Raw genomic sequence first — 26,153 nt, 5'->3', positions numbered from 1 at the left:
GGGAGGACGGAGCGGGCGCCGGGCGCCGCTCGATCCGGTCCCTGCGGAACCTTCGACGCGGCAAGCTACGCGGCCAACCTGAGAATTGGCTGAGACGCTCAGTCCGGCAGGCGCAGCACTGCGCGGGCGCCGCCGGATTCGCGGTTTTCCAGGCTCAGGGAGCCGCCGTGCAGCTGCGCGATGTGGCGCACGATCGACAGGCCCAGGCCGGCGCCGCGGCTGCCGGCGCTGGCGACGAAGGGTTGCGCCAGGCGTTGGCGCAAGCTCTCGGGGAACCCGGGGCCGTCGTCTTCGACCGTGACCCAGCCCGCGCCCACCGTCACCCTGACCGCGGCGGGCGCTCCGTCGCGGCGGCCGTGGGCGAGCGCGTTCTCGACCAGGTTGCGCAACGCCGACTGCAGCAGCACCGGATCGGCCTGGACCACCGATTCGCGCGCCTCCAGCGCGACCGAACCGTCGTCCGGCAGCGCCGCTTCCGCCAGCAGGTCCAGGCGCAGCGATTGCTTCTGCAGCGGCGCGCCGCCCGAATCCAGCCGCGCCAGCAACAGCAGTTTGTCGACCAGACCGGAGGCCTGCAAGGCGATGTCGCCGACCCGATCGAGGGCGCGCTGCGGGCTGTCGTCGCCGGCCGCGGCGGATTCGCACAGCGCGCGCAGATTGGCCACCGGCGCGCGCAGCTCGTGCGCGGCCGAGGCGATGAAGCGCTCCTGCATCTCGAACGACTGCACCACCGGGCGCAACGCGCGCCGCGCCAAGAGGTTGCCGAGCAGCAGGCCGAGCGCCGCCAGCGCGGCGACGATCAGCAAGGTGTTGCGGACGAAGGCCGCCTGCGCGGCGTCGCGCAGGGCCGGGTCGGCGACCACCAGGATCAGCGCGCGCGGCCGGTCCTGGTCGTCGTAGGTGACCCGGGCCTGCAACCGGTAGGCGCGGCCGCGGCCGTCGCGGCCTTCTTCGGCGAAATCCTGCGCTCCCGCGACCCAGGCATCGACCCGGGCGAAGCGCGCCTGCAGGTCGAAGCGCGGCCGCGGCGGCGCCAGCAGCACCCGCGGCGGCGTGCCGGGCGCGATCACCCAGATGTCGACGGCCTCGTCGAGCACGCCCGGCTCGCGGCGCAGCAACTCGTCGTGGAACGCGCCGCGTTCGTCGAACCAGGTCAGGCCGTACACCGCGCTGGCGCGCAATTGCATCGCCGATTCGAAATCCAGCCGGCTCAGCCGGGCATGGGTGGCGATCGCCAGCGCGCACAGCGCCGCCACGCACAGCAGCCAAGCGCCGGCCCAGCCCAGGGTCAGGCGCAGATGCAGCCGGCGCAGCCGGCGATCACGGGGCCTGGGGGCCATCGCCGTCTTCGAGCAGGCCGTCTTCGAGCAGATAGCCGGCGCCGCGCACCGTGCGCAGCGGCGAGGGATCGCCGAGCTTGCGCCGCAACGCGGCCACCACCACTTCTTCGGCGTTCGAGGCCGGCTCGTGGTCCTCGCCCCAGCAGCCGGCGATCAGCTCGCTGCGCGACACCACCCGGCCGGCGCGTTCGGCCAGCAGCTGCAGCACCGCGAACTCCTTCGGCCGCAGCGGCAACAGCACCCCGCGCCGGTGCACTTCGCGCCGGCCCAGGTCGATCTCCAGATCGCCGACCCGCAGCCTGGTGGGCCGGATCGAGCCGCCGCGGCGGGCGATCGCGGCGATCCGCGCCATCAGCTCGTCCATCGAGAACGGCTTGACCAGATAGTCGTCGGCGCCGCTGGCCAGGCCTTCGATGCGGTCGTCGACCTGATCGCAGGCGGTCAGGAACAGCGCCGGCGCGGCCAGACCCTCGCCGCGCCAGCGCCGCAGCAGGACGATGGCGTCGCCGTCGGGCAACAGGCGGTCCAGGATCAGCGCGTCGTAGACATAACTGCGGACGAAGGACTCGGCGCTGGCGCCGTCCTCGGCCTCGTCGGCGGCATGGCCGAGCGCGCGGATCCGCTTGGCCACCGCCTGCCGCAGGTCGGACTGATCTTCGACGACGAGAATGCGCATGGGCGAAGGCTACCGCATCGGCGCGGCGCCGGAAGACGGATCGCGGCACGGTCGACGCGCTGCGCGCGCGGCCGGGCTCGCGCCGGATCCGGAACAGGGTCAGGCATGATGGCCGCTTTCGCCACCGCCCCGCGAACCATGGACCGATTCGCCCGTCGCACCGCTCACCTCGCTTGGCCCGCTCCGTCGGCACTGCCGCATGCCGGCCTGGCCTGGACTCCGGGCAAGGCGCTGCCAGCGTTGTTGCTGGCGGCCGTCGCCCTAGGCGCGGCGGGTTGCCGCGATATCGGCCGGGACAGGCACCAGGCCGCGATCGAATTGAGCGAGCGCGTACGCCGTGCGCTTGCGGCCGACGGTATCGCGGTCGACGGCGCCGTCGCCTGCATCCAGCCGCTGCCGTCGCGGATCGGCGCCGCGACCCAGTGCGCGACCGGGCTGCCCGGCGACCACGCCCGCCTTTACGACGTGCAGGTGCGATCGATCGGCGCCGCCGGCCCGACGCTGCAGGTCCGGCCGGCGCGCTTGACGGTCGCGCGGGCCAGCGTGGAGGCGCGCGCGGTCGAGCTATTGGCCCGCCACCCGAACGCTCAGCCGATCCGCTCCGCGCAGTGCCCGGCCGATCTGTCCGGCCTCCCCGGCCAATCCCTGCGGTGCCGAGCGGTCTTGCCCGACGGCCGGCGCAACGATTTCACCGCCACCCTGGAGGGCGTGTCCGGCGGCTTCGTCACCGCCTTGTTCACCAAATACACCATCGCCCAGGACGTGTCGCCGGAGCGGCTCGCCGCCAGCCTCGACGGACTGTTGCGGGCCAACCGGGAGCTGCCGCCGTCGCAGCTGAAAGGCGCCCGGGTCGACTGCTCCGGCGCGCTGCAAGCCATGGCCGGCGCCAGCGCGCGTTGCACCTTGAGCGGCCCGCGCCTGCTCCCGACCGAAATCGCGGTGCGCTACCGCGGCATCGACGCGAAGACCCAACAGATCATGATGGAATACGAATCGATCGACCCGGAACGCGCCCGGAAATGATCGGCCGGATCACGCCGGGATCCGGCTCGCGCGGCCGCGCCCGGCCGGCGCCGGCCGCCCCGCCCTAGCCCTGCGGCACCCCGGTCATGTCCGGCAGGCGATGGGCGATGCCCTTGTGGCAATCGATGCAGGTCTTCTCGCGCGTGCCCAGCCAGCGCTTGTGGATCTGCGCCGCGCGCGAGCCCTGCCGGGTCAGGTCCATCGAGTCGTAGTCGTGGCAGTTGCGGCATTCCAGCGAGTCGTTGGCCTTGAGCCGGGTCCACTCGTGCATCGCCAGTTGCAGGCGGTGGTCGAGGAACTTCTCGCGGGTGTCGATGCTGCCGAACAGCTTGCCCCAGACCTCCTTGGAGGCCTGCATCTTGCGCGCGATCTTGTCGGTCCAGTCGTGCGGCACGTGGCAGTCCGGACAAGTGGCGCGCACGCCGGAGCGGTTGCTGTAGTGGATCGTGCCCTTGAGCTCCTCGAACACGTTGTCGCGCATCTCGTGGCAACCGGTGCAGAACTGTTCGGTATTGGTCGCTTCCAGCGCGGTGTTGAAGCCGCCCCAGAACACGATGCCGGCGAGGAAGCCGGCCACAGTCAGAAAGCCCAGGCTGTAGTGCACGCTCGGCGCACGCAGCGTGCGCCACAGGGACAACAGGATCGCCTTGCCTCGGATCCACATGGTCTAGTCCTTCGCCGGCGGATGCAGCAGGCTGTCGACGTCCTCGAACGCGTTGCCCACCAGCGGCTTGGCGTCGGTCTGGACCACGTGGCACTGATTGCAGAAATAGCGCCGCGGCGACACCGCCGCCAGGAACTGATCGTCGCGGTCCATGTAGTGGGTGACGCTGACCGGCGGCGCCTGGAAGGTGGCGGCGTTGACTCGCGCATGGCAGAGCATGCAGCGGTTGCTGTTCTTGTCGACCTGGTAGCCGTCGATGGTGTGCGGGATGGTCGGCGGCTGCATCGGATAGGCGCGCACCCGCTTGAGGTCGGCGTTCTCGACCCGGGCCAGCGGCGGCGGCACGGCCTCGCGGCCGATCGGCACGCCGCGCCGGATCGCATCGAGCTGCATGCCGGCCGGGCCGAGATCGTCGGCCGCCGCGGCCACCGGCAAGGCCGGCGGAGGCGCCGAGGGGCGCGGCTTCTCGCCCGATCCGAACAACCAGCCAGCGGAGAACGCCATCGCCGCCAGGGCCAGCGCCATCGCCGTCGCGATCAACAGGGTCTTGTTGCGCATCGCCGCCTCCCTACGCCGCCTGGACCTTGACCGCGCACTTCTTGTAGTCGGTCTGCTTGGAGATCGGATCGGTCGCGTCCAGGGTGACCTTGTTGATCAACTGGCCGGCGTCGAACCAGGGCACGAAGATCACACCGCGCGGCATCCGGTTGCGCCCGCGCGTCTCCAGCCGCGACAACATCTCGCCGCGCCGCGAGGCCACCCGCACCGGGTCGCCGCGCTTGAGCCCGCGCGCCTTGGCGTCGTCGGGGTTCATGAACACCACCGCGGCCGGGAAGCTACGGTACAGCTCGGGCACGCGCATGGTCATCGAGCCCGAATGCCAATGCTCCAGCACCCGGCCGGTGACCAGCCACAGGTCGAACTCCTGGTCCGGCGACTCGGCCGGCGGTTCGTAGGGCAAGGCCCAGATCACCGCGCGGCCGTCGGGGTTGCCGTAGAACTCGAAGCCGCGGCCGGGCTTGACGTAGGGGTCGGCGCCCTCGCGATAGCGCCAGCGCGTTTCCTTGCCGGCGACCACCGGCCAGCGCAGGCCGCGCGCGCGGTGGTAGTCGTCGAACGGCGCCAGGTCGTGGCCGTGGCCGCGGCCGAAGGCGGCGTATTCCTCGAACAGGCCCTTGTGCACGTAGTAGCCGAACGCGGCCGACTCGTCGTTGTCGTAGCCGGCCTCGATGTCGGACAGCGGATAGCGGTCTACGTTGCCGTTGCGGAACAGTACCTCGTACAGAGTCTTGCCCTTGAACTGCGGGTTGGCCGCCAGCAGTTCGGCCGGCCAGCATTCCTCGGTGGTGAAGCGCTTGGAGAACTCCATCAACTGCCACAGGTCGGATCTGGCCTGCCCCGGCGCCTTGACCAGTTGATGCCAGAACTGGGTGCGGCGCTCGGCATTGCCGTAGGCGCCCTCCTTCTCCACCCACATCGCCGCTGGCAGGATCAGGTCGGCGGCCTGCGCGGTCACGGTGGGATAAGCGTCGGAGACGACGATGAAGTTGGCCGGGTTGCGATAGCCCGGCAGGGTCTCCTGCATCAGGTTCGCGGCCGCCTGCATGTTGTTGTTGACCATCACCCAGTAGGCGTTGAGCTTGCCGTCGCGCAGCGCGCGGTTCTGCTCGACCGCGTGGTAGCCGGGTTTGTCGTGGATGATCCCGTGGGGGATGTTCCAGATCTCCTCGGCATGGCGCCGGTGCTCGGGGTTGGTCACCACCATGTCCGCCGGCAGGCGGTGGCTGAAGGTGCCGACCTCGCGCGCGGTGCCGCAGGCCGAGGGCTGGCCGGTCAGCGAGAACGGGCTGTTGCCCGGGGTGGCGATCTTGCCGGTCAGCAGGTGCAGGTTGTAGACCATGTTGTTGGCCCACACCCCGCGGGTGTGCTGGTTGAAGCCCATGGTCCAGAACGAGGTCACCTTGCGCTTGGGGTCGGCGTAGAGCTCGGCCAGTTGCTCCAGCCAGCCGCGCTCCACCCCGGTCATCTCTACCGTCTTTTCCAGCGTGTACGGCGCGACGAAGGCGGCGAACGCGGCGAAGTCGATGTCCTGGCCGCCGTTGGGGTCGCCGGCATGCTTGGCCCGGCGCTCCAGCGGGTGCTCGGGGCGCAGGCCGTAGCCGATGTCGTCGTTGCCGCGGCGGAAGCGGGTGTGCTTGTCGACGAAGACGCGGTCGACCCGGCCGCTGCGGATGATGTGGTTGGCGATGTAGTTGAGGATCACCAGATCGGTCTGCGGCTTGAACACGATCGGGATGTCGGCCAGCTCGAAGCTGCGGTGCTCGAAGGTCGACAGCACCGCGACTTTGACCTGCGGGTGCGACAGGCGCCGGTCGGCGACCCGGGTCCACAGGATCGGGTGCATCTCGGCCATGTTCGAGCCCCACAGCACGAAGGCGTCGGCGGCTTCGATGTCGTCGTAGCAGCCCATCGGCTCGTCCATGCCGAAGGTGCGCATGAAGCCCATCACCGCAGAGGCCATGCAGTGGCGCGCATTGGGGTCAAGGTGATTGCTGCGGAAGCCGGCCTTCCACAGCTTGTTGGCGGCGTAGCCCTCGAAGATCGTCCACTGTCCCGAGCCGAACATGCCGACCGCGCCCGGGCCTTTCTCCTTGAGTACGCGCTTGAACTGCGCCGCCATCACGTCGAAGGCCTCGTCCCAGTCGACCGGTTCGAACTCGCCGTCCTTGGCGTAGGCGCCGTTCTTCTTGCGCAGCAGCGGCCGGGTCAGGCGGTCGCTGCCGTACAGCACCTTGGACAGGAAATAGCCCTTGACGCAGTTCAGGCCGCGGTTGACCTCGGCATGCACGTCGCCGTGGGTGGCCACCACCCGGCCCGACTTCACCGCCACGTTGACCCCGCAGCCGGTGCCGCAGAACCGGCACGGCGCCTTGCTCCACTTCAGCCCGGTCAGCTCGCCCTCGGTGATCAGGTTGCTGCCGCCGCCGGACAATGGAATGCCGGCCGCGGCGGCCGCGGTGGCGATCGCGCTGGTGCGGATGAAATCGCGTCGGGTCAGGGGCATGGGCTAGTCCGCCTGCGAAGGGGGGTCGATGGGTTGCTCGAGCGCGGCGCGCGGCTCGGCGTGGTGATAGACCAGCAGCACGTTGAGCACGCCGGACGTTTCGCGCAGCGCGTCGATGCGTTCGGTCAGCACCCGGCGGTCGGCCGACTCGCAGACCACCACGCTGCCGGTGGCGCCGGCCACGGCCAGTTCCAGGTCGGAGTAAGCCGCGACCGCCGCGGCCACCCGGGCGGCGGCGTTGGGCCGGTGCTGGACCACGAAGCTGGCGATGTGCACCTCGGCCTCGCGCTCGCCAGGGTGCTTGCCGTCGGGCTTCATCGCGCCGTCTCCGTGGCGGCTTGCAGCCGCAGCGCGCCGGCGGGGCACACGCCGATGCAGGCGCCGCAGCCGCTGCAGCGGTCGGCATCCACCGCCACCCCGCCGTGGCGGCCGCGGGGTCGCAGCACCGCCAGTTCCGGGCAGGCTTCTTCGCAACTCCGGCAGACCACGCCTTGATCGCCGAGGCAGCGCTCGGAAACCAGCGCGCGCAAAGTCCACGGCGCCGAGGCGGCCGACCGACGCAAGGCGCCGGGCACGCAGGCTTCGGCGCAGGCGCCGCAGAAACTGCATTCGCCCAACTGCGGATCGAACCTCGGCCGGCCCGCGGCGTCGCGCGCGAGCACTCGTTCCGGGCAGGCGTCGACACAGGCATCGCAGCGCGTGCATGCCTCTAGGAAAGCCGATTCGGCCAGCGCCCACGGCGGGCGCAGCGGCGCAACAGACGCAGCGCGCCCGAACAGCAGTTCGCGTCGGCTCAGGCCGGTCGCCGTCATGGCCGTCAGTGCCCCGTCGGCGGACCGGTGAAGATCTGCCAGATCCACACCGCGAAGCCGTAACCGGCAACGGCGAGCACCGCCAGCAGCGGAAACACCACGCCGGTCAGCAACAGGAAGGCCGCGCGTTCGCGCCGTTTGCCGCCGTCCGTAGTGTCCGCAGGCCGCTTCATCCGTCATCACCTGGCGTTGGCTGGGCGATACCCGCCGGACGCTAGCACAAGCCTCCGGCCCCACATTGCGACCCCGTGCGCAGGCGCAGCCGCGGACGCAATGCGCACCAGCCTAGGCGGTCGTCGCAGGCGCGGCTTGACCCAGATCAAACCGGCGCCGGACGCGCGCCGGGGCGCCAGGCGGCCCACGCCGCCGCCCGGGCCAGCCCCGCCGTGCCGCGGCGCAACACCGACCCGGTCGGCGTCTCGTTGCGCTGCGCCGGCGGCTGCGTTATCTAAGCCGCTGCCGCCTCGGGTCCGAGGCATCAGGGAATCGTCGTCATGCCAAGGATCGTCGTCCTCTTGTCGCTGTCGCTCGCCTGCTGGGCGGGCATATCGTCCGCCGCGCCACCGACTCCGGCCCTGGCCCAGCGCGCGGCGGACGCCGCCGCCGGCAACCGCTCCGGCGACGACATCCAAAGCGATTTCCGCGCCCGCCGGGTCCAGGTCGCCGATCTCGACGGCGACGGCCGGTCCGAAATCCTGTTCCTGCTGACGGCCACCTGCAGCCAGGCCAACTTCGATTGCGAGAATTCGCTGACGGTGCTGGACGCGCTGCGCCCGAACGATGGACGCGCGCAACCCTCGCGCCTGAGCGACGCAGCGGAGAAAGCCCACCTGGCCCGGGTCCGCGCGCTCGGCTACGTCGAGAACGCCAGCGCGCAGATTCCTGGCGAGGTCGAGTCGATCCGGGTCGAGGGCGGGCGCATTTCGGTCGCTTTCGTCGCCCGCAAGGATGCGCCGCAGTGCGCGGACAAGTGTCCGCCGCCGGGCCGGCATACCTGGCACTACGCCTGGACGCCGGGCGCGTTGACCCGGCTCGAGACGACGGCCGCCAAGCGCTGAGCCGCATCCGCATCCGCATCGCATAGACAACCGACACAGGTTCAGTTCGCGGCGCTGGCCCGCTCCGGATCGGTCGGTGGCCGCTCGGCCAACAAATCGCCGGCCCTGACCAAGCCATAGCCCTGACCGCGCAGCGCCGGCACCAGCCGGCGCACGATCTCGACGATGCCGCCGCGCGCGCGGCCGCTTTCGTCGTCGCCGTCGTGCAGCAGCACGATCGCGCCGGGGTGGATACGCGCCAGCACCGATTCGACCACGCAGGGTACGTAGCCGGGCGCGTCCGGCTCCAGCCAGTCGCGCGGGTCGACCGACCAGCCGACCACGGTGTAGCCGGCCGCGGCCAGGGCCTCGTATTGCGCGGCGTCGATTTCGCCGTAGGCCGGGCGGAACAAGGGCGCGGGCGCGGCCTGCAGCGTCGATCCGCAAGCGGCCGCCAGCGCCTGCGCGGCCGGCGCCACCTCTTCGCGCATCCATCGTCCGGCCTCGATGCCGCGCGCGTCGGCATGGCGCTCGGAGTGGTTGCCCAGCTCATGCCCCTCGTCGAGCAAGCGCCGCACCAGCGCCGGCCGCGCGCGCATCGCCGCGCCGACGCAGAAGAAGCTGGCGCGCACGTCCAGTTCGGCCAATGCGTCCAGCAAGTCCGGGGTCGCCGCGCCGGGGCCGTCGTCGAACGTCAGCGCCAGCACCCGCCGGTCCGGCGCGCCGCGGCCGAGATAGGCTTGCGGGCGGTGCTGCAGGAATCCGTGCCAGTCCATGCGCGGCTCAGCGGGTCAGCCAGGTCTTGCGACCGCCGCGCAGTTCGTCGAGCAGGCCGATCAGGTTGGCCGGCAGCAACAGCACGTCGATGACGGTGTTGCACACCGACACCAGGGCCAGGTCGAGCGGACGCAAGCCGAGCCGGGTGCGGGCCTGGATCATCGAGACGAAGTTCAGCGCCGCCATCAGCAACCAGTTCAGGCCGGCCACCGCGAGCAGGCTGGGGCTGCGGTAGACCAGCGCGCCGGCGATCAGCAACAGCAAGGTCGGTACCAGCGCCGACTGCGCCCACAGCAGCCACCACGGCAGCATGGTCATGGTCCGCGCCCAGGAAATCCGCCAGGCGACCCGGAACGACTCCAGCCGCCCGCGCGCCCAGCGCCGACGCTGGCGGAACAGGCCTTGCAGGGTGGTCGGGCAGATCGTGTAGGCGATCGCGTCCGGCGCGTAGGCGATGGAATAGCCGTGGGCGAAGGCGCGCCAGGTCCAGGAAATGTCCTCGACCAGCCAGTCGCCCCAGCCGCCGAGTTCGCGGATCACCGCGGTGCGGTGCAGCGAGAACGCGCCGGCGACCACGTTGACCACGCCGATCTTGCTTTGCACGTAGCGGATCGCCGCCAGCGCGCCGACGTGTTCGTAGAACTGCAGCCGGTGCAGCCAGGAGCGATGGCGCTCGTCGGGCACGATCAGGCCGCAGGCGGCGGCGTGGCGCGGCGAGGCGTACAAGGCTTCGACCGCGCGCCGCAACGAGCACGGCAGGATCACCGTGTCGCTGTCGATCACCGTCACCACGTCCGACTCCGGCGCCAGCTGCGGCAGCGCCGCGTCCAGGGCCAGGCCCTTGGCGCCGCCGTTGCGCGCCAGCGGCACCAGGCGGTAATGCTTCTCGCGCGGTTGCCGCAGCCACTGCGCCAGCGCCTGCGGGGTGGCGTTGGTCGAACCGTCGTCGACCAACAACACTTCGATCCGGCCGGGGTACTCGGCGTTCTCGATCGCCTCCAGCGTGCGCAGGAACGAGGCCGGCGGCTCGTTGTAGAACGGCACCAGGATCGAGACGAAGGGATAGTCGGCCAGGGTCGGCGACGGCGGCCGGCGCAAGGCGCGCCACACCGCCCAGCCGGCGAGGAAGATCAGGCAGCACAACAGGATCAGGGTCGAGAAACCGACCAGACCGGTCAGAACGAACTGGCTCAGCATGGGGAGAACGCATCCGGCAACGCGGCCCGCGCACGCTTCGCGTACGGCGGATCGCAGGGTCTGTTGGGCAGACCGGACGCGTCGATACGGCGCCTGCTGGGCAGGGCCGCACGTTCGGTGCTTGCGTTGGCTACAGCGGGGGGAGGCACGGCAAAACGCGGAACGCTTGCAAGCGAAACTTTTTACTCGGTTCGCTTTCGAAAACGCGATGCATGGCCGCGTTTTTCGCAAGCAAGAATGAAAGCAGGCGCACTGCGTTTTCTGTGACGACCTTTAGCAGTTCCGGCAACGGCGCGCGCATTCGCTCGACACCGCGCCGGCGCGCGTTGAAGAATCGATCCGCACCGCTCGCACCGACCGACGCCATGACCTCATCCACGACCTCCTCCGCGACCGCGTTCCGGCCGCGCTTCGACATCGGCGCGCAGCGCCTGGACTGCGGGCGCGAACCGCAGGTCGACACCCATCAGGCCGCCGAGCAGCGCGCCACCTGGCCCCTGCTCGACTACTCGCAGTGCGAGCCGACCGAGGACCAGCAGGCGATCAACCACTGGCTGCAACAGGCCGAGCTGGACGGACGCGAGGTGCTGCACATCGGCACCGGCAACTCCTCGGTCGCGCGCCTGCTGGCCGGCCGCGCGCGGGTGACGTCGGTGACCGTGGCGGCGGGCGAATGGGAACACGGCCGCAGCCTCGGCATCGCCGACTACCAGGTGCATCTGCTCAACAAGCACGGCCTGGAGTTCGCCGAACAGTTCCGCGCACGCCGCTACGACTGCGTGCTCGACAACAACCTGGCCAGCTTCGCCTGTTGCCAGCGCCATCTGGAACGTTATTTCGAAACCCTGGCCGGGCTGCTGAGCGAGCGCGGCTTCGTCCTCACCCATTGGCTGGGCATGCAATGGACCCTGGACCTGGGCGTCGACGACGTCGAGCCGGTATGGCGCCTGGACGCCGGCAAGCTGCGCGCGATCGCCAGCGCCTACGGCCTGGCGGTGGAACGCGACGGCGAGCTGTTCTTCCTGCGCCGCGCCGGCGCGGCCGCGTCCTGAGCCGGCGCGCGCGGGCGCTTCGGCAATGCTCCCGCGGGCCTGGCCTGCGCTGCGCCGCCAGGCCGCCGACAGCGCGCGCCTGTGGCGGCTGAGCCGGCGCGATCCGCGCCTGGGCTGGCTGCTGCTCGACAATCTGATCACCACCTTCGGCGCCAGCTTCACCCTGATCGCCCTGCCGTTCCTGGTCATGCGCCTGACCGGCCGCGCCTTCGACCTGGGCCTGACCGCGGCGATCGAGGCGTTGCCCAGCGCGCTGCTGCTGTGGCTGGGGCGCGGCCTGCTCGACCGGCTCGACCCGCTGCGCGTGCTGTGGTGGTGCCGCGCCTGTTACGTCGCGCTCAACGCCGCCTTGGCGATCCTGGCCGGCAGTGGCCGGATCGCGATCGAAAGCGTGTACGCGATCGCCCTGCTCGGCGGCCTGGTCTGGGCCCTGGCCTACCCGGCCGGCCGCGCCAGTTTCGGCCTCTATATCCGCAAGCCGCTGCTCAGCGCCGGCAACGCGGTGTTCGCGGTCGCTTCCAGCCTGGCGATGACCTTGCTGCCGATGCTCGCCGGCAGCCTGATCCTGAGCAGCGACGACGCCCGCGGGCTGGCCTGGGCGTTCTGGATCGACGCCGCCTGCGTGGCGGCCTCGCTGTGGCTGCTGGCGGCGGTGCGCCGGCGCGGGCCGGTGCGTCGTAGCGGCAGCGCGAACAACGACGCGAACACGAACGCACACGTCGAAGCTTGCGCCCAAGCGGGCGCGACGACCGCAGTGCCGCGCAGCTACTACGCCTACCTGCTGGCCAGCACCGTGCTGGCCTTCGGCCCGGTGCAGGTGCTGCTGCCCTTGTTGCTGGTCGAGCGCGGCGACGCGCGCTATTTCCTGGTCTATCTGGCCCAGTTCGCCGGCATCGCCGTCGCCGCGCCGTTGGCGGCGCGCGCCAGCGAGCGTCTGCCGTCGGTGCTGGGCAAGATCCTGCTGTGCTGGGCGGTCGCCGCCCTCGCCTATGCGCTGCTCGCCGCCAGCGCCACGTTGGCGCCGACCCTGGCCGCGTTCTGTCTGCTAGCCGCGGCGTCGAACTATTACGGCATCCAGTCGCTGTCGTGGCTGCAGCGCAACGCCGACGCGCGGCGCATGGGCCGCGAGATGACCTGGTTCTCGGCCGCGACCATGGGCGCGATGCCGCTGGCGACCCTGCTCGCCGGCCTGCTCGCCGACCGCCTGCGCCTGGCGCCGGCGGCCGCGGCCCTGGCCGCGGCGATCGCGCTGTGCCTGCTGCTTGGGGTCTGGCACCTGCAGCGCAGCCTGCGCCGCGGCGGATACGAAAATGCCCCGGGGGCACAGGCCCCCGGGGCTCGCGTGCGATGACGGCCGTAGCGCCGGCCGTCGCCGCGGCGATCACTGCGTCTTGAAGCCGTACATGAAGGTCGCCGGCGCGCCGGTGGTGGCGCCGAAGGTGCCGGGGTTGGGATTGGTATTGCCGGCGCCGCCGACGCCGTCCCAGTTGGTCTGGCCGAACGAGTACAGCCCCGCGCCGACGATCGACAGCGCGTTCAAGGCCGCGGTCTGGGTCGGCGCCGCACCGTAGAAGGTGACGAAGCTGCGCGAAGCGCCGACCGGCAAGGCACCGAAGCGGAAGTCCATGTGCGAACCGAGGTCGCCGGGGCCGAAATCGGTCATCGGCCCCGAGGTGCCGCTATTGGCCGCCAACGGATCGAGCGAATTGAAGCCGTTGTTGTTCCAGGCCAACAGGAACGGCGAAGCGCCGGCCATGGTGATGTACTCGGAGAACGTGTTCGGCGGGATGTCGTAGTCGATGCCGCGGGTGTAACGCAGATCGTTGACCGGAGTACGGCCGATGTTCTCGATCCTGACGTCGACCCGGTACAGGTAGCTGGTCGCGGCGATCGGCGTGTACTGGTGGGTCACGCGGAAGGTGTTGCCGACGTTGACCACCGAGGTCGCCGTGCTCGGGGTGGAGGTGAAGCTCACCACCGACATGTTGCTGGTGCCGGCGCAACGCGAGGTGCGGCCGGTGACCGGCGCCGAGGGATCGGCATTGGCCACGCCCCAGCCTTCGCACGGCGCACCCGGCGCCGAGGCTTCGCCGTTGGTCGGCATGTAGCGCAGGCCGACCAGGCGGGTGCCGTAGCGGCCGCTGGACAGGTCGATGTTCGGACACTCGATGTTGAGGTAGCCGGTGTTGGACACGCCGAGCTGGACGATGCCGTTGTTGATCAGGCCCGGGCAGCCCTCGGGCGGATCCAGCGCGCAGGCATAGCCCCAATCGCTGGCCTGCAGCAGCGGGGTGTCGGCGCGGCGGAACTCGGGGATCCGGATCGGATGCGGCAAGGGCTGCTTGTACGGCAGGTCGACCGGCACCGCGGCCGGTTCCCAGGGATCGGCGCAGCCGGTGTTCAGGCCCGGGTCGACCTGGACGAAGTACACGTCCTGCGCGTCGCCGACGCCCTGCCAGTCGCCGTAGGTGTCGCCGGCGAGGATGAAGCGGTCGCGCTTGCTGTCGATCGCGTACAGGCTTTCGCGGAACTTGTCGCCGAAGCGGCGCGGGCCGAGGCCGCCGTAACGCAGCAGGTCGCGATGATTGGCCGCGAGCAGGAAGCCCTGGGTGCCGGCGATGGTGCCGACCACCGCCAGCGCGCCGTCGCGTCCGTCGAGGCTGCGCGCCTCGACCACGTCGAAGGCGGTGAAGCTGGCCTGGGCGCGGTCCTGCCACACCGACTGCACTTTCGGCGCGCAGCTCAGGCGCGAATAGCGCGCCATGTAGACCTGGGCGTTGCCGCCGCTGAGCGTGCTGGCGGCGCCGACCAGCACCGTCTCGCCCTGGTAGTTCGGGCTCAGCAACGCGGCCAGGCCGTGGAAGTCGCGGTGGTCCTGGCCGGTGGCGAGCACGCTGCTGCACACCGGCGCGCCGCCGCCGTCGGTACGGAACATCAGTCCGCCGCGCGCCGCGCTCGACCAGGCCGAACCGGCCACCACCAGGTCGGTGTAACCGCCGGTGCCGGCCAGGTTTTCGGTCACCGCGCGGAAGCGCAGGTTCGGCCAATCGCTGCCGCCGTCGTAGTCCTGGTCCCAGATCACGTTGCCGGCCGGGTCCAGGCGCGCGATGCGGCCGAAGCTGCGGCCGTTGCGGTCGATCTCTTCGCCGACCACCACGATCTGGCCGTTGCCGGCGGTGCTCGACACCGTGGTGCCGCCTTCGATCAGGTCGTAGCCGGTGGCGCGATGCGAGGGATCGAGGTTGTCGAGCAAGGTGGTCCAGCGCGGATAGCCCTTGCAATCGATCTGCAGCACGTAAACGAAGCTGCCGTCGCCGACGGTGACCGCGCCGGTCACGGCGAAACCGCGGCCGCCGGTCAGTTCGATCACGCCGAACGCATTCGACAGTTTGCTGCCGGCGATCGGATAGGCCTGCTGCCAGGTGTTCAGGCCCGGGTTGTCGGTGACGCCGCTGTCGTTGGCGCGGGTCACCAGCACCTGTTCCAGTCCGTCGCTGGAGCGGCGCGTGCCGACGGTGACCGAACCGCCGCCGGGACAGAAGTTGACCGTCTTGACGTCCTCGCCGCGGTCGCGCCAAGGTTGGTTGCCGTAATAGGTTTCGAAGTTCTGCGCCTGCGCCCAGGGCGCGGCCAGCATCAGGCCCGCGGCCAGCACGGCGGCCAGCCGTCCTGCGCTGCGGTTACGTCGCATGCGTTCCATATGCGCCTCGCTGAGGATCGTCCAGGTGGATGGGGACAGCACCTGCGACCCTAGCCCCGCACGCGACGCCTGCCGAGGAACAATCCGGGGCGATATCGGGACAGATCGGGAACGATTCGCAGCCGCGGACGACGCCGCGCTGCGGCGGACATGAGCGCGGCGTTAAAGCCTGGAAAGCGTCACGGTCGCGACGAGAACGCCGGCCGAATGCAGGAACGAGCGCGCAGCGGCCACCGACTTACGAAAGCGGAGGCTCGCCGTTTTATGCTGGCCGCAGCGCGCGATGTTAAAGCCCGCATTGCGTCACAACCGCGTTCAACGACCGCTGAGCCGGAACCAGAAGCGAGGATTCGACCAGGCGCCGTATCGGCACGCTCGCTCTTCATTCCGCTGCGCTGCTCACTCCCTCGACGCCTCGCCGATCAACTCCACCTCGGCCAGTTCGATCCCACCGCTTTCGCCGGCCAGGCGCAAGCGGTAACGGCTGTAAGTCGCCGGCTGCGCCAGCGCGAAGGCGCGGGTCTGCCGGCGCCAGGCGAAGGACTGGCCGCTGCGCTCGTCGAGCGTGGTCCACTGCTCGCCGTCGTTGGAACCCTGCAGGGCCCAGGCCTGGGCGTCGCCGCGCTTGGCCGACGAAGTCAGCGTGTACAGGTGCACGGTCGCCGGTCGCTTGAAGCTCCAGGCGATCGACGGCATCGGCAGGTTCAGGCGCAGGCCGGTGCCGGAGTCGTCGTCGAACAGAGCCGCCGCCTGCTTGGCGGCGATGCCGGCCACCGTCGCGTTGTCGCGCCGGCCCAGGTCGCGCCACGGCATCGGCATGTCGCCATCGGCGCTCAGCGATTCGGGCAGCGCCTGCGGGGCGCTGGCCCAGTTCGACGGCGACGGGCCCATGCGGAAGTCCAGCACCGCGCCCTGCGCCAGCAATTCGTGCGGCAGGGTCAGCCGGTCCCAGGGCTCGCCGTTGACCTTCAGCGATTGCACGTAGCGATTGCGCGCGCCGACCTTGGGCGCGTTGATGCGCAGTTCGCGCCCGTTTTCCAGGCGGATGCTCATGCGTTCGAAGCGCGGCGCGCCGATCACGTACTCCGGCGAGCCCATCCGCAGCGGATAGAAACCGGCTGCGCTGAACAACCACCACGCCGACATCTCGCCGTTGTCCTCGTCGCCCGGATAGCCCTGGCCGATCTCGCCGCCGACGTACAGCCGGTCGAGGATGTCGCGCACCTTCTCCTGGATCCGCCACGGCTGGCCGGCGGCGGCGTACATATAGGGAATGTGGTGCGAGGGCTGGTTGCTGTGGCCGTACTGGCCCATGCGCACGTCGCGCGCTTCGAGCATTTCGTGGATCACCTGGCCGTAGCCGCCGACCTCGAACAGGCCGGGCGTGGCGAAGAACAGGTCGAGCTTGTTGCCCAGCGCGACCCGGCCGCCGTACAGCGCGGCCAGGCCGGCGCCGTCCTGCGGCGCGTGGAAGGCCATGTTCCAGGCGTTGGTCTCGGTGTAGTCGCCGCCCCAGCGCAGCGGGTCGAACTCGCTGGCCGCGTAGCGCCAGCGGCCGTCGCGATGGCGGCCGACGAAGAAGCCCAGCTGCGGATGGAACAGATTGACGTAGCCCAGCGCGCGGTTGCGGTAGTAGGCCGCGTCGTCGGCATAGCCGGCGCGGTACGGATCGTCGGCCGGTGCCTCCTGCGCCAGCGCCGCGGCCAGGCGGCCGATCGCGTAGTCGTTGATGTAGCCGTCCATCGACCAGGACAGGCCTTCGCCGACGGTGGTGTCGGTATAGCCGGTGAAGATCGCCCGCTCGATGCCCTTGCGCCCCGCGCCCGGAATCGGACTGACGCTGGAAGCGTTGCGGATCGCCGACTGGTAGAACGAGCGCACGTCGAAATTGCGCACGCCCTTGAGCCAGGCGTCGGCGAAGGCGACGTCGGAGCTGGTGCCGACCATCAGGTCGGCGTAGCCCGGCGAGGACCAGCGCGCGATCCAGCCGCCGTCGCGGTATTGCTGGACGAAGCCGTCGATCATCTCGCCGGCCTGGGTCGGCGCCAGCAGCACATAGGCCGGCCAGCTGGTGCGGTAGGTGTCCCAGAAGCCGTTGTTGACGAACACCTTGCCGTCGACCACGGCCGCGCCGGTGACGGTGTCGCCGTCGGCGCCGGCGGCCGGCGCGAACGGGCTGGCGTAGCGGTACAGCGGCCGGTCGGCGGTGCCGGTGTTCTCGTAGCCGCTGTTCGGGTACAGGAACAGGCGGTACAGGTTGGAGTACAAGGTGGCCCGTTCGTGCTCGGGCGCGCCTTCGATGCGCACCGTGCCGAGCTTGGCGTCCCAGGCCGCGCGGGCGCGCTCGCGCACCGCGTCGAAGCCCTCGTCGGCGCCGATTTCCAGTTCCAGGTTGCGCTTGGCCTGCTCCACGCCGAGCAGCGAGGTGGCGATGCGCATCGTCAGCTGACGCGACGGATCCGCGCCGAGGTCGAAGCCGTACCAGGCCGACACCCGGTCGCGGCCCTTTTCGCGCGGCAGGCGCTCGCCGCCGCGCAGCGGCCGGTCGAAGCGGGCGTAGAAGTACAGCCGGGTGGCGCCGGTCGACAGCGAGCTGCGGCTGTCGCTCCAGCCGCTCAAGCTGCCGTCGTCGGGGTTCAGGCGGATATCGCCGTGTTCGTCGCGGTGATCGAACAGCAGCTGCGCGTTCGGGTCCGGGAAGGTGAAGCGCAGCATCGCCGCGTGGTCGGTCGGGGTCAGCTCGGCGACCAGCCCATTGTCGAAGCGCACCCGGTAGTAATCGGCGCGCGCGGTCTCCTGGTCGTGGCCGAAGCTCAGCGCGCGCTTGCCGCGATCGAATTCGGGCCGGGCGCTGCCGATCGCCGGCAGGATGTGGAAGGTCTGGCGGTCGCCCATCCACGGGCTGGGCTCGTGCGACAGCGCCAAGGCCTCCAGGCGCGGCCGGTTGTCGTCGCCGTTGCGCTCCTGGTACTGGTAGATCCAGTGCGAACCGGCGTTGGTGGTCGGGGTCCAGAAATTGAAGCCGTGCGGCAGCGCGACCGCGGGAAAGGTGTTGCCGCGCGAGAAGCGCGCATTGGAATTGCTGCCGCGGCGGGTATCGACATAGTCGCTGGGCCGCGGCGCCGGGCCCTTGGCCTGCGGCATGCGCTCGATGCGCAGGTCGTCCAGCCAGCCGCGGAACGGCGCGGCGTGGTCGGCGTCGTGCACGACCAGGATGCGGCGCACGCGGCGCCCGGCCGCGACTTCGCCGATCCGGCTGGACACCGCATTCCACTGGTCGGGATACAGCAGCCGCGCCAGGCCCTGCCCGCGCGCGGTCAACGGTTGGCCGTACGCGTCCGTCGGCGCGTGTTGCGACAACCGGCTGCCGTCGTCGAATTCCAGGTCGATCGCGACGTAACCGGACGTGTTGCGCAGGTCGTCGGCCGGCACCGCGGCCTTGCGTCCCGACACCCGCGCATCCGACAGCGGGAACAGGCGATACGACAGCACGCTGTCCTTGCTCAGCGCCAGGTCGACGTCGAACGCCTGCAGGCGCTGTTCGCGCCCGCCTTCGCCCTGGTAGCGCAACGAGCGCAGGCCGGTGAAACCGACCCCGGGCTTGGCGGTCAGCGCAGCGGCCGCGTCCGGGCCGCCGTCGACGTGCAGCGAGCCCGGCACATCCGCCGCATCGGCCGGCACCGGCTCGCCGGTTTCGAACGAGGTCGCGAAGCTGCGCGGTACCGCCGCCGACGCCTGCGCGGCGCACAGCGCCGCCGCGACGGCGATGGCCAGACTCGCGTTGCGCGCGATGCGAACGCCCACCTCTTGCTGCCGTTCGCCGCGAACGCGACGCCCCTTTTCGCTCAACGCATCGCCCAACGCCATGCCCCGCTCCCATGCTCGCGCGACGTCGCGCCGCGCCCGCTGGCGAAGCTGTGACACGTCGTTTCGCCCGATTTAAATCGATCTAAAACGAAGCTGTCAAACCGCGCCGCAACATTGGGAAGCACTGCACACATTACGCAAAATCCAATCCAGACAAGCACTTCGGCGCAAAAATCAAGCCCGCGATTCACGGCGCTTTGGCACAGCTTTTGCGTCAATGGGGCCATAACTCAATGTGATGTAGTTCACATTTTTCATTCGCGTCACGGACCCGGTCGCGTCTTCCCCCACGGATCTTGGTGGTTCATGCCGATTACGCATCGCCTTTCTTACGCTCTTGCCTTCGCCCTGGTTTCTGCTAGCTCAATTTGCCCATTTTCGTCAGTTTCTGCCTCTGAGAGTCAAAACAAGTACGCCAGCCCTCTCTCTGAGTCTCCGCTGCCCGAGATCGAGCGCCTGCGCGCCGACCGGCAGTGGCTGGCGGCCTTGTCGCGCATCGAAGCCGCCCTCGCCGCCCGCCCCGGCGACGAGGCCCTGCTGCGCCTGCAGGTGCTGACCCTGGCCGACCTCGGCAACGCCCATCGCGCCTGGAGCCTGTACCGCGAACGCCCCGGCTTGTTCAGCGCCGACGAGCGCCAGCGCCTGGAATCCAATCGCCTGGCGCGGATGGTGGTGTGGGGCGGGCTGTACCCGGAGAACGAAGAACAGCGGCTGGAGGAAATCCGCGCCGCGCGCAGCGCGATCGCCGAATACCGCCAGGGCCAGAGCGAGAGCCAGCGCCAGGCCGACCTGCGCACGCGCTTCGACGAACTGGTGATGCTCAACATCCTCGAGCGCCACGCCGAAGCGGTGCAGAACTATCGCCAGCTGCAGGCCGAAGGCGTCGAAGTGCCTCTGTACGCCCTGGCCCGGGTCGGCGCCTCGCTGCTGGCCGCGCGCCACCCCGAGGAAGCGGCGACGGTGCTGGAACGGGTCGTCCGCGAGATGCCGGAAGACCACGATTCGCAGTTGCAGCTGGCCTATGCCTATTCCGAAGCCGAGCGTTTCGACGACGCGAAAAAACAACTGGAGAAGATCAAGGCCGCCGAGCCGGCCTTCGTGCGCGTGCCCGGGGCCAAGGTCAGCCACGCCAACTGGCGCCATTACGACGCCGACACCAACCTGATCATGGTCGGCCTGTACGGCGAAGACACCGTCGGCGCGCAGCGCGGCCTGGAAGCGCTGGCGGCGATCGGCCCGAACAACGCCGGCCTGCAGACCAACCTCGGCGTCGCCTACCAGCGCCGCGGCTGGACCGAACGCGCGCTGGAACGCTTCCGCATGGCCAGCACCCTGGAGCCGACCAGCGTCGGCGCGCGGATCGGCCAGATCGGCGCCTATCTCGAACACGACCGGGTCGACCTGGCGCGTCCGATCCACGACGAACTGCTGGCCCGCCGCGAACGCGACGTGCAGGTGCGGCAGATGCGCGAGTCCTGGGAAAGCCGGCTGGGCTGGCAGTGGCAGGTGTCGACCTCGAGCCATCGCAGCCGCGCCGACGGCGGCGGCGACAGCGCCTCGCCGCTCGGCAGCCGCGACGGCACCCACCGGGTCGAGATCAGCAGCCCGCTGATCCACGACCGCTGGCGCCTGACCGCGCACGCCCAGGACGCCTGGGCCGACTACCCGGGCGAACGCGTGCACGACCGCCGCCAGGGCATCGGCGCGAGCTACGCCTACGACCGGCTCAGCCTCGGCTTCGGCGTCGACCGCGCCAGCGACCGCTGGCTCGGCCGCGACGACCGCACCGGTTATTACCTCGACGCCGGCTGGCGTTTCGACGACGCCTGGCGCGGCAGCGCGTCCTGGTACCGGCAATCGCCGGACGCTTCGCTGCAGGCGCGCCGCGCCGGCATCGACGCCGACGCGCTGAGCCTGGGCCTGCGCTGGACCCCGAGCGAGCGCACCGCGCTCGACGCCCGCGTGCAGCAGCTGCGCTACAGCGACGACAACCGGCGCAGCGCGCTGACGCTGGCGCTGAACCAGCGCGCCTACACCCGTCCGCATCTGCAGGTCGACGGCCTGGCCGAACTCTCGGCCAGCCGCGCCAGCCGCCGCGACGCCGACGTGCCCTACTTCAACCCCAGCCGCGACGCCTCGCTCAATCTCGGCCTGCGCGTCAACCACGTCGCCTGGCGCCGCTACAGCCATCACCTGCTGCAGCGCTTCACCGCCTACGCCGGCCCGTACTGGCAACAAGGCTACGGCAGCGCCTGGGTGCCGCAGCTGCGCTACGAACACGAATGGGGCCTGGGCACCGGCCGCACCCTGACTTACGGCCTGAACTGGTCGCGCCCGGTCTACGACGGCCGGCGCGAGGACCGGCTCGGCTTCGATCTGAACTTCCGTTGGGGAGAGCAATGAACATGGATGGAACCCTCCCCGCCGCAACCCGCCACGCCACCCTACTGCCGCGCACCCGCGCGCTGCGCGCGTTGCGCGGCCTGCTCGCCGCCGCCGCGCTGGCCCTGGCCGCGCTGGCGCCGGCCCAGGCCGACGAACTGCTGGTGCTGAGCTACCACGACGTGCGCGACGACGTCGCCCGCAAGGGCGACCCCGACGCCTACGCGGTCAGCACCCAGAACTTCGCCGCCCACCTGGACTGGCTGTCCGGCCACGGCTACCGTCCGGTGTCGCTGAGCCAGGTCATCGCCGCTTCGCGCGGCGAGCAGCCGCTACCGCCCAAGGCGGTGCTGCTGACCTTCGACGACGGCCTGCGCAGCATCTACACCCACGCCTTCCCGCTGCTGCGCGCCTACGGCTATCCGGCGCTGATGGCGGTGGTGACCTCGTGGGTCGATCTGCCGCGCGACCAGCAGGTCGACTACGGCCCGCGCATGTTCACCCACGACGACTTCGTCACCTGGGACCAGTTGCGCGAGATGCAGGCCTCGGGCCTGATCGAGATCGCCTCGCACAGCCACGCCCTGCACCGCGGCGTGACCTCCAACCCGCAGGGCAACAGCATGCCGGCGGCGATCACCCGGGTGTGGGATCCCAAGGCCGAGCGCTACGAAACCGAAGCCGAGTACCTGGCGCGGATCCGCAAGGACCTGGGCGACAGCGTCGCCGCGATCAAGCGCGAACTCGGCGTCGCCCCGCAGTCGGTGGTGTGGCCGTACGCGGCCTACAACAGCCAGACCAACGCCATCGCCGACCAGCTCGGCATGCAGGTCACCTTCGACCTGGAAGGCCGCCACCAGACCCTGCGCCGCGACCTGCACGGCCTGGCCCGGCTGCTGGTGTTCGACAACCCGACCGTCAACGACCTGGCCTACGAACTGCGCCACGACGAAGCGCTGGACGGCCTGCGCGCGCTGCAGGTCGACCTGGACTACGTCTACGACGCCGACCCGGCGCAGCAGGCGCGCAACCTGGACAAGCTGATCGAACGGGTCAAGCAGGTCGGCCCCAGCCACGTGTTCCTGCAGGCCTTCGCCGACCCCGACGGCAACGGTTCGGCCGACGCGCTGTACTTCCCCAACCGGCACCTGCCGATGCGCGCCGACCTGTACAACCGGGTCGCCTGGCAGCTCAAGACCCGCGCCGGGGTCAAGGTGTTCGCCTGGTTGCCGGTGCTGGGCTACGAACTGCCCGACGCCGCGCTGCGCCAGCGTCTGGCGATCGCCGCCAGCAACCCCAAGGAAACCTTCCGCCTCAATCCGTTCCAGCCGCAGGCGCGCCAGATCGTCGCCGACATCTACGAAGACCTGGCGGTCAGCGGCTACACCGAAGGCCTGCTGTTCCACGACGACGCCCTGCTGCGCGACGACGAACTGCGCGGCCAGGCGCCGGAGCAGGCCGCGCAGCGCACCCAGGCGCTGATCGAGTTCACCCAGGAGCTGACCCGCGCCGCCGGCAAATGGCGGCCCAAGCTGATCACCGTGCGCAACCTGTTCGCCGAGCCGGTACTGCGCCCCGACAGCGAGCGCTGGTTCGCCCAGAACCTGGCCGCGTTCAACCAGGCCTACGACTACACCGCGGTGATGGCGATGCCGTGGATGGAGAACAGCCGCGAGCCGCAGGCCTGGATGGACCGGCTGGTGGCGCAGGTGGCGCGCTCGCCCAGCGGCCTAGCGCGGACCATTTTCGAGCTGCAGACCGTGGACTGGCGCGACGACAAGCCGATCCCGGCACAACGGTTGAAGACCATGGCGCGGCGCCTGCAGGCCGCCGGCGTGCGCCATCTGGCCTGGTACCCGGACAACTTCATCGACGACCTGCCCTCGACCGCCGACGCGCGCGAAATCATGTCCGCGCGCGGCTTCCCCTACATCGAACGCTGAGTCCGCCCCGGCGCTGGAGCGCCGGGCCCTTCCACCGCGCACGCGCCCCTTACCGGAGACTGCCATGTACGACGTTCTCAGCGCCCTGCTCGCGGTGTCGTTCAAGTTCGCCTTCTATTACCCGATCGTGATGTCGTTCTTCTGGATCGCAGGCGGGCTGTACTACTACCTGCGCCGCGAGCGCCACGCCCGCGGCCGCACCGACCCGCCGGCGCTGGACGCGGCGCCGTTCGTGTCGATCCTGATCCCCTGCCACAACGAGGGCGACAACGTGCGCGAAACCATCGCCTCGGCGATGGCCCAGCGCTATCCCTCGTTCGAGGTGATCGCGATCAACGACGGCAGCGGCGACGATACCGGCGAGAAGCTCAACCTACTCGCCGCGCAGTACCCGCAGCTGCGCGTGGTCCACCTCGACCGCAACCTGGGCAAGGCCAACGCCATGCGCATGGGCGCGCTGGCGGCGCGCTCGGAGTACCTGGTCTGCATCGACGGCGACGCCTTGCTGGACGAATACGCCACCCACTGGATGGTCTGGCACCTGTGTTCGGGCGCGCGGGTCGGCGCGGTCACCGGCAACCCGCGCATCCGCAACCGCTCGACCCTGCTCGGCCGCCTGCAGGTCGGCGAGTTCGCCTCGATCATCGGCATGATCAAGCGCGCCCAGCGCGTCTACGGCCGCATCTTCACCGTCTCCGGGGTGATCTGCGCCTTCCGCCGCACCGCCCTGCACCAGATCGGCTACTGGTCCGACAGCATGGTGACCGAGGACATCGACATCAGCTGGCGCCTGCAGATGAACCACTGGGACATCCGCTACGAGCCCAATGCGATGTGCTTCATCCTGATGCCGGAAACCGTGCGCGGGCTGTGGAAGCAGCGCCTGCGCTGGGCCCAGGGCGGCGTCGAAGTGCTGATGCGCCATACCCGCGACCTGTTCTCGTGGCGGCGCCGGCGGATGTGGCCGGTGCTGGGCGAGTACCTGCTCAGCCTGGCCTGGGCCTACATGATGGCCTTCATCATCCTGCTGTGGGCGCTGGGCAAAGTGTTCGAACTGCCCGAGCAACTGCGCGTGCCGACCCTGCTGCCGTCCTGGCACGGGGTGATCCTGGCGATGATCTGCCTGCTGCAGTTCGCCGCCAGCATCGTCATCGACCGCCGCTACGAAACCGGCGTCGGCCGTAACTATTACTGGATGATCTGGTACCCGATGGTGTTCTGGCTGCTGAGCTTCACCACCACCGTCGCCGCGGTGCCCAAGGCCCTGGCCAAGCGCCGCGGCACCCGCGCGGTGTGGGTCAGCCCGGATCGGGGGCTGCGATGAACACGCCCAAGCCACAGGCACCGCAGCAGCCGCAGCCGCGCCGCTCTCGGCGGCACAGGCACGACTCGCGCCTGATCCAGCGGCCGTACTCGCAACCGCTGCTGCCGCGCACCTTCTGGGGCCTGACCACCGGCGCGTTCTGGGCGGTCTACATCTACCTGTGGATGCCGCTGGTCACCTTGTTCATGTGGCTGTTCGGCATCCAGCGCGCCGAAGCCGAACTGTATCTGCGCCAGCACGAAATCGACCCCTTCCTGCTGCTGGTGCTGCCGGCCACCGCGGTCGGCGCCGCGGCGCTGCTGATCCTGTGGGCCGAATACAACCGCCGCCGCTTCACCGGCGTGGAACGCCGCAGTTCGCCGCCGCCGATCGCGCTGGAACAGGTCGCCGCCGCGCTCGGCGCCAGCACCGAGGTCGCGCAAGCGCTGAACCAAGGCCGGATCAGCACCCTGCACATGGACCCCAACCAGGCCGTACCGCTCGGCGTCACCGCGGTCAAACCGCCGGCGCCGAAACCGTTGGCGCTGGCCGCGCCGATGCCGGCCTTCACCCGCCACACCCTGCCCGAAACCGCCTGGATCCCGATGTTGGGCCTGGCGGTGGTGTTCGTGATCGCGGTGCTGCTGGTGGTATCGCACGGCTACCGGCAGATCGAAAGCGAAACCTCGTCGCAGCAGATCGAAGGCGCGCCCGGCCTGGACCGCCCGCCGCTGGCGCCGCCGCAGTCGCCGGACCCGGCCGGCAGCAACGACGACGCCACAACGCCACCGGCCGCCCCGAACGACGACGCCGCAAGCGTCGCGCCGACGGGCACCGCACCGCGCGCGCAACGCGACACCGCCGCGCGCGGCGCCAGCGCCAAGCCCCGCCCTTTGCCCGGCTACAGCCCCAAACCGCCCTACCCCCTCGACGCCCTGCGCCGCGGCGAAGGCGGCCTGGTCTCGCTGCGCGTGCAAGTCGGCGCCGACGGCCGCCCGCAACGCCTCGACGTCGCCAAACGCAGCGGCCACCGCGACCTGGACCGCGCCGCCGTCGCCGCCGTCCGCCACTGGCGCTTCGCCCCCGCCCAACGCAACGGCCGCCCCATCGCCGCCGTCGTCATCGTCCCGGTCGAATTCAAGCCGCAGCGCTGACCCCGCTTGCCCGAACACATCCGTGCGCACCGCACTCCTCCTGTAGGAGCGGCGTAAGCCGCGACCAGCCCGCGCAGCCCCCGCTCCACGCCCGCGCCGGCGCAGAAAACCGCCATCCCCTCAGCCCGCCGATACCGGCGACCGGCGCTGCCTTCTTCCGGC

The 26,153-nt window shown here is 70.4% G+C and carries 21 protein-coding genes; 8 read left to right on the top strand and 13 right to left on the bottom strand.

Annotation, left to right across the window (positions count from 1 at the left end; translation table 11 throughout):
• Positions 1 to 98: 98 nt before the first annotated feature.
• Together K4L06_RS15040 and K4L06_RS15035 are read right to left on the bottom strand one after the other, a co-directional pair.
• Positions 99 to 1,340: a HAMP domain-containing sensor histidine kinase gene (locus K4L06_RS15040; RefSeq protein ID WP_221672165.1), complete on the bottom strand. Its 1,242-nt coding sequence runs from the start codon at positions 1,338 to 1,340 to the stop codon at positions 99 to 101.
• Complete coding sequence (locus K4L06_RS15035) at positions 1,321 to 2,016, bottom strand: response regulator transcription factor (protein ID WP_221672164.1); 696 nt, start codon at positions 2,014 to 2,016, stop codon at positions 1,321 to 1,323. Before K4L06_RS15035 ends, K4L06_RS15040 begins: the two co-directional genes overlap by 20 nt.
• Before the next feature lie 105 nt (positions 2,017 to 2,121).
• Here K4L06_RS15035 and K4L06_RS15030 point away from each other — a divergent pair, with 105 nt between their 5' ends.
• Positions 2,122 to 3,039 carry a DUF4333 domain-containing protein gene (locus tag K4L06_RS15030; protein ID WP_221672163.1) on the top strand — a complete coding sequence of 306 codons (918 nt, stop codon included), beginning with the start codon at positions 2,122 to 2,124 and terminating at the stop codon, positions 3,037 to 3,039.
• 64 nt (positions 3,040 to 3,103) lie between these two features.
• Here K4L06_RS15030 and K4L06_RS15025 read toward each other — a convergent pair whose 3' ends face one another.
• From K4L06_RS15025 to napE, 6 genes are read right to left on the bottom strand one after another with little or no spacing between them, the layout of a single operon-like run.
• A complete protein-coding gene (locus K4L06_RS15025; RefSeq protein ID WP_221672162.1) occupies positions 3,104 to 3,703 on the bottom strand; it encodes a cytochrome c3 family protein in 600 nt (199 codons plus the stop codon).
• Positions 3,704 to 3,706: 3 nt separating this feature from the next.
• Positions 3,707 to 4,261, bottom strand: a complete 555-nt coding sequence (locus K4L06_RS15020) for a nitrate reductase cytochrome c-type subunit (protein ID WP_221672161.1) — start codon at positions 4,259 to 4,261, stop codon at positions 3,707 to 3,709.
• Between the two features lie 10 nt (positions 4,262 to 4,271).
• Positions 4,272 to 6,767 carry a periplasmic nitrate reductase subunit alpha gene (gene napA, locus K4L06_RS15015; protein ID WP_221672160.1) on the bottom strand — a complete coding sequence of 832 codons (2,496 nt, stop codon included), beginning with the start codon at positions 6,765 to 6,767 and terminating at the stop codon, positions 4,272 to 4,274.
• A gap of 3 nt (positions 6,768 to 6,770) precedes the next feature.
• Positions 6,771 to 7,085 (bottom strand): chaperone NapD, encoded by a 315-nt coding sequence (locus K4L06_RS15010; RefSeq protein WP_221672159.1) that lies wholly within the window; start codon positions 7,083 to 7,085, stop codon positions 6,771 to 6,773.
• Complete coding sequence (napF, locus tag K4L06_RS15005) at positions 7,082 to 7,579, bottom strand: ferredoxin-type protein NapF (protein WP_221672158.1); 498 nt, start codon at positions 7,577 to 7,579, stop codon at positions 7,082 to 7,084. The genes K4L06_RS15010 and napF overlap by 4 nt, the downstream gene beginning before the upstream one ends.
• A 5-nt stretch (positions 7,580 to 7,584) precedes the next feature.
• Positions 7,585 to 7,752 (bottom strand): periplasmic nitrate reductase, NapE protein, encoded by a 168-nt coding sequence (gene napE / locus K4L06_RS15000; RefSeq protein ID WP_221672157.1) that lies wholly within the window; start codon positions 7,750 to 7,752, stop codon positions 7,585 to 7,587.
• A 342-nt stretch (positions 7,753 to 8,094) separates the two neighbouring features.
• Here napE and K4L06_RS14995 point away from each other — a divergent pair, with 342 nt between their 5' ends.
• Entirely contained in the window at positions 8,095 to 8,637 is a 543-nt protein-coding gene (locus tag K4L06_RS14995; RefSeq protein WP_221672156.1) for a hypothetical protein, read from the top strand.
• 41 nt (positions 8,638 to 8,678) lie between these two features.
• Here the strand turns inward: K4L06_RS14995 and K4L06_RS14990 are convergent, their stop codons facing one another.
• From K4L06_RS14990 to K4L06_RS14980, 3 genes are all read right to left on the bottom strand, one after another.
• The gene (locus tag K4L06_RS14990; protein ID WP_221672155.1) at positions 8,679 to 9,392 is read right to left on the bottom strand and encodes a polysaccharide deacetylase family protein; all 714 of its coding nucleotides are present in this window, start codon (positions 9,390 to 9,392) and stop codon (positions 8,679 to 8,681) included.
• Between the two features lie 7 nt (positions 9,393 to 9,399).
• Positions 9,400 to 10,590: a glycosyltransferase family 2 protein gene (locus K4L06_RS14985; protein WP_221672154.1), complete on the bottom strand. Its 1,191-nt coding sequence runs from the start codon at positions 10,588 to 10,590 to the stop codon at positions 9,400 to 9,402.
• A gap of 130 nt (positions 10,591 to 10,720) precedes the next feature.
• Positions 10,721 to 10,969, bottom strand: a complete 249-nt coding sequence (locus K4L06_RS14980; protein ID WP_221672153.1) for a hypothetical protein — start codon at positions 10,967 to 10,969, stop codon at positions 10,721 to 10,723.
• Here K4L06_RS14980 and K4L06_RS14975 point away from each other — a divergent pair.
• Entirely contained in the window at positions 10,956 to 11,642 is a 687-nt protein-coding gene (locus K4L06_RS14975) for a hypothetical protein (RefSeq protein ID WP_221672152.1), read from the top strand. The two genes, K4L06_RS14980 and K4L06_RS14975, sit on opposite strands and share 14 nt — an antisense overlap.
• A 25-nt stretch (positions 11,643 to 11,667) precedes the next feature.
• On the top strand, positions 11,668 to 12,993 hold the full coding sequence (locus tag K4L06_RS14970; RefSeq protein ID WP_221672151.1) for an MFS transporter: 1,326 nt from the start codon (positions 11,668 to 11,670) through the stop codon (positions 12,991 to 12,993).
• Positions 12,994 to 13,023: 30 nt separating this feature from the next.
• Here K4L06_RS14970 and K4L06_RS14965 read toward each other — a convergent pair whose 3' ends face one another.
• Both K4L06_RS14965 and K4L06_RS14960 read right to left on the bottom strand, forming a co-directional pair.
• Positions 13,024 to 15,384: a hypothetical protein gene (locus K4L06_RS14965; protein ID WP_221672150.1), complete on the bottom strand. Its 2,361-nt coding sequence runs from the start codon at positions 15,382 to 15,384 to the stop codon at positions 13,024 to 13,026.
• Between the two features lie 357 nt (positions 15,385 to 15,741).
• The gene (locus K4L06_RS14960) at positions 15,742 to 19,146 is read right to left on the bottom strand and encodes a GH92 family glycosyl hydrolase (protein ID WP_343225768.1); all 3,405 of its coding nucleotides are present in this window, start codon (positions 19,144 to 19,146) and stop codon (positions 15,742 to 15,744) included.
• Between the two features lie 369 nt (positions 19,147 to 19,515).
• Here K4L06_RS14960 and pgaA point away from each other — a divergent pair, with 369 nt between their 5' ends.
• From pgaA to pgaD, 4 genes are all read left to right on the top strand, one after another.
• Complete coding sequence (gene pgaA, locus K4L06_RS14955) at positions 19,516 to 21,612, top strand: poly-beta-1,6 N-acetyl-D-glucosamine export porin PgaA (RefSeq protein ID WP_255595152.1); 2,097 nt, start codon at positions 19,516 to 19,518, stop codon at positions 21,610 to 21,612.
• A 2-nt stretch (positions 21,613 to 21,614) separates the two neighbouring features.
• Positions 21,615 to 23,534, top strand: coding sequence for a poly-beta-1,6-N-acetyl-D-glucosamine N-deacetylase PgaB (gene pgaB / locus K4L06_RS14950; protein ID WP_221672147.1), 1,920 nt, complete (start codon positions 21,615 to 21,617; stop codon positions 23,532 to 23,534).
• Positions 23,535 to 23,598: 64 nt separating this feature from the next.
• Complete coding sequence (gene pgaC / locus K4L06_RS14945) at positions 23,599 to 24,858, top strand: poly-beta-1,6-N-acetyl-D-glucosamine synthase (RefSeq protein ID WP_221672146.1); 1,260 nt, start codon at positions 23,599 to 23,601, stop codon at positions 24,856 to 24,858.
• Entirely contained in the window at positions 24,855 to 25,991 is a 1,137-nt protein-coding gene (gene pgaD, locus K4L06_RS14940) for a poly-beta-1,6-N-acetyl-D-glucosamine biosynthesis protein PgaD (protein WP_221672145.1), read from the top strand. Before pgaC ends, pgaD begins: the two co-directional genes overlap by 4 nt.
• Positions 25,992 to 26,153 lie beyond the last annotated feature (162 nt).

The sequence above is a fragment of the Lysobacter sp. BMK333-48F3 genome (assembly GCF_019733395.1).
GTDB lineage: Bacteria > Pseudomonadota > Gammaproteobacteria > Xanthomonadales > Xanthomonadaceae > Lysobacter.
The sequence above is the reverse complement of the archived record's forward strand: the minus strand, read 5'-3'. Positions and strand labels throughout refer to the sequence as shown.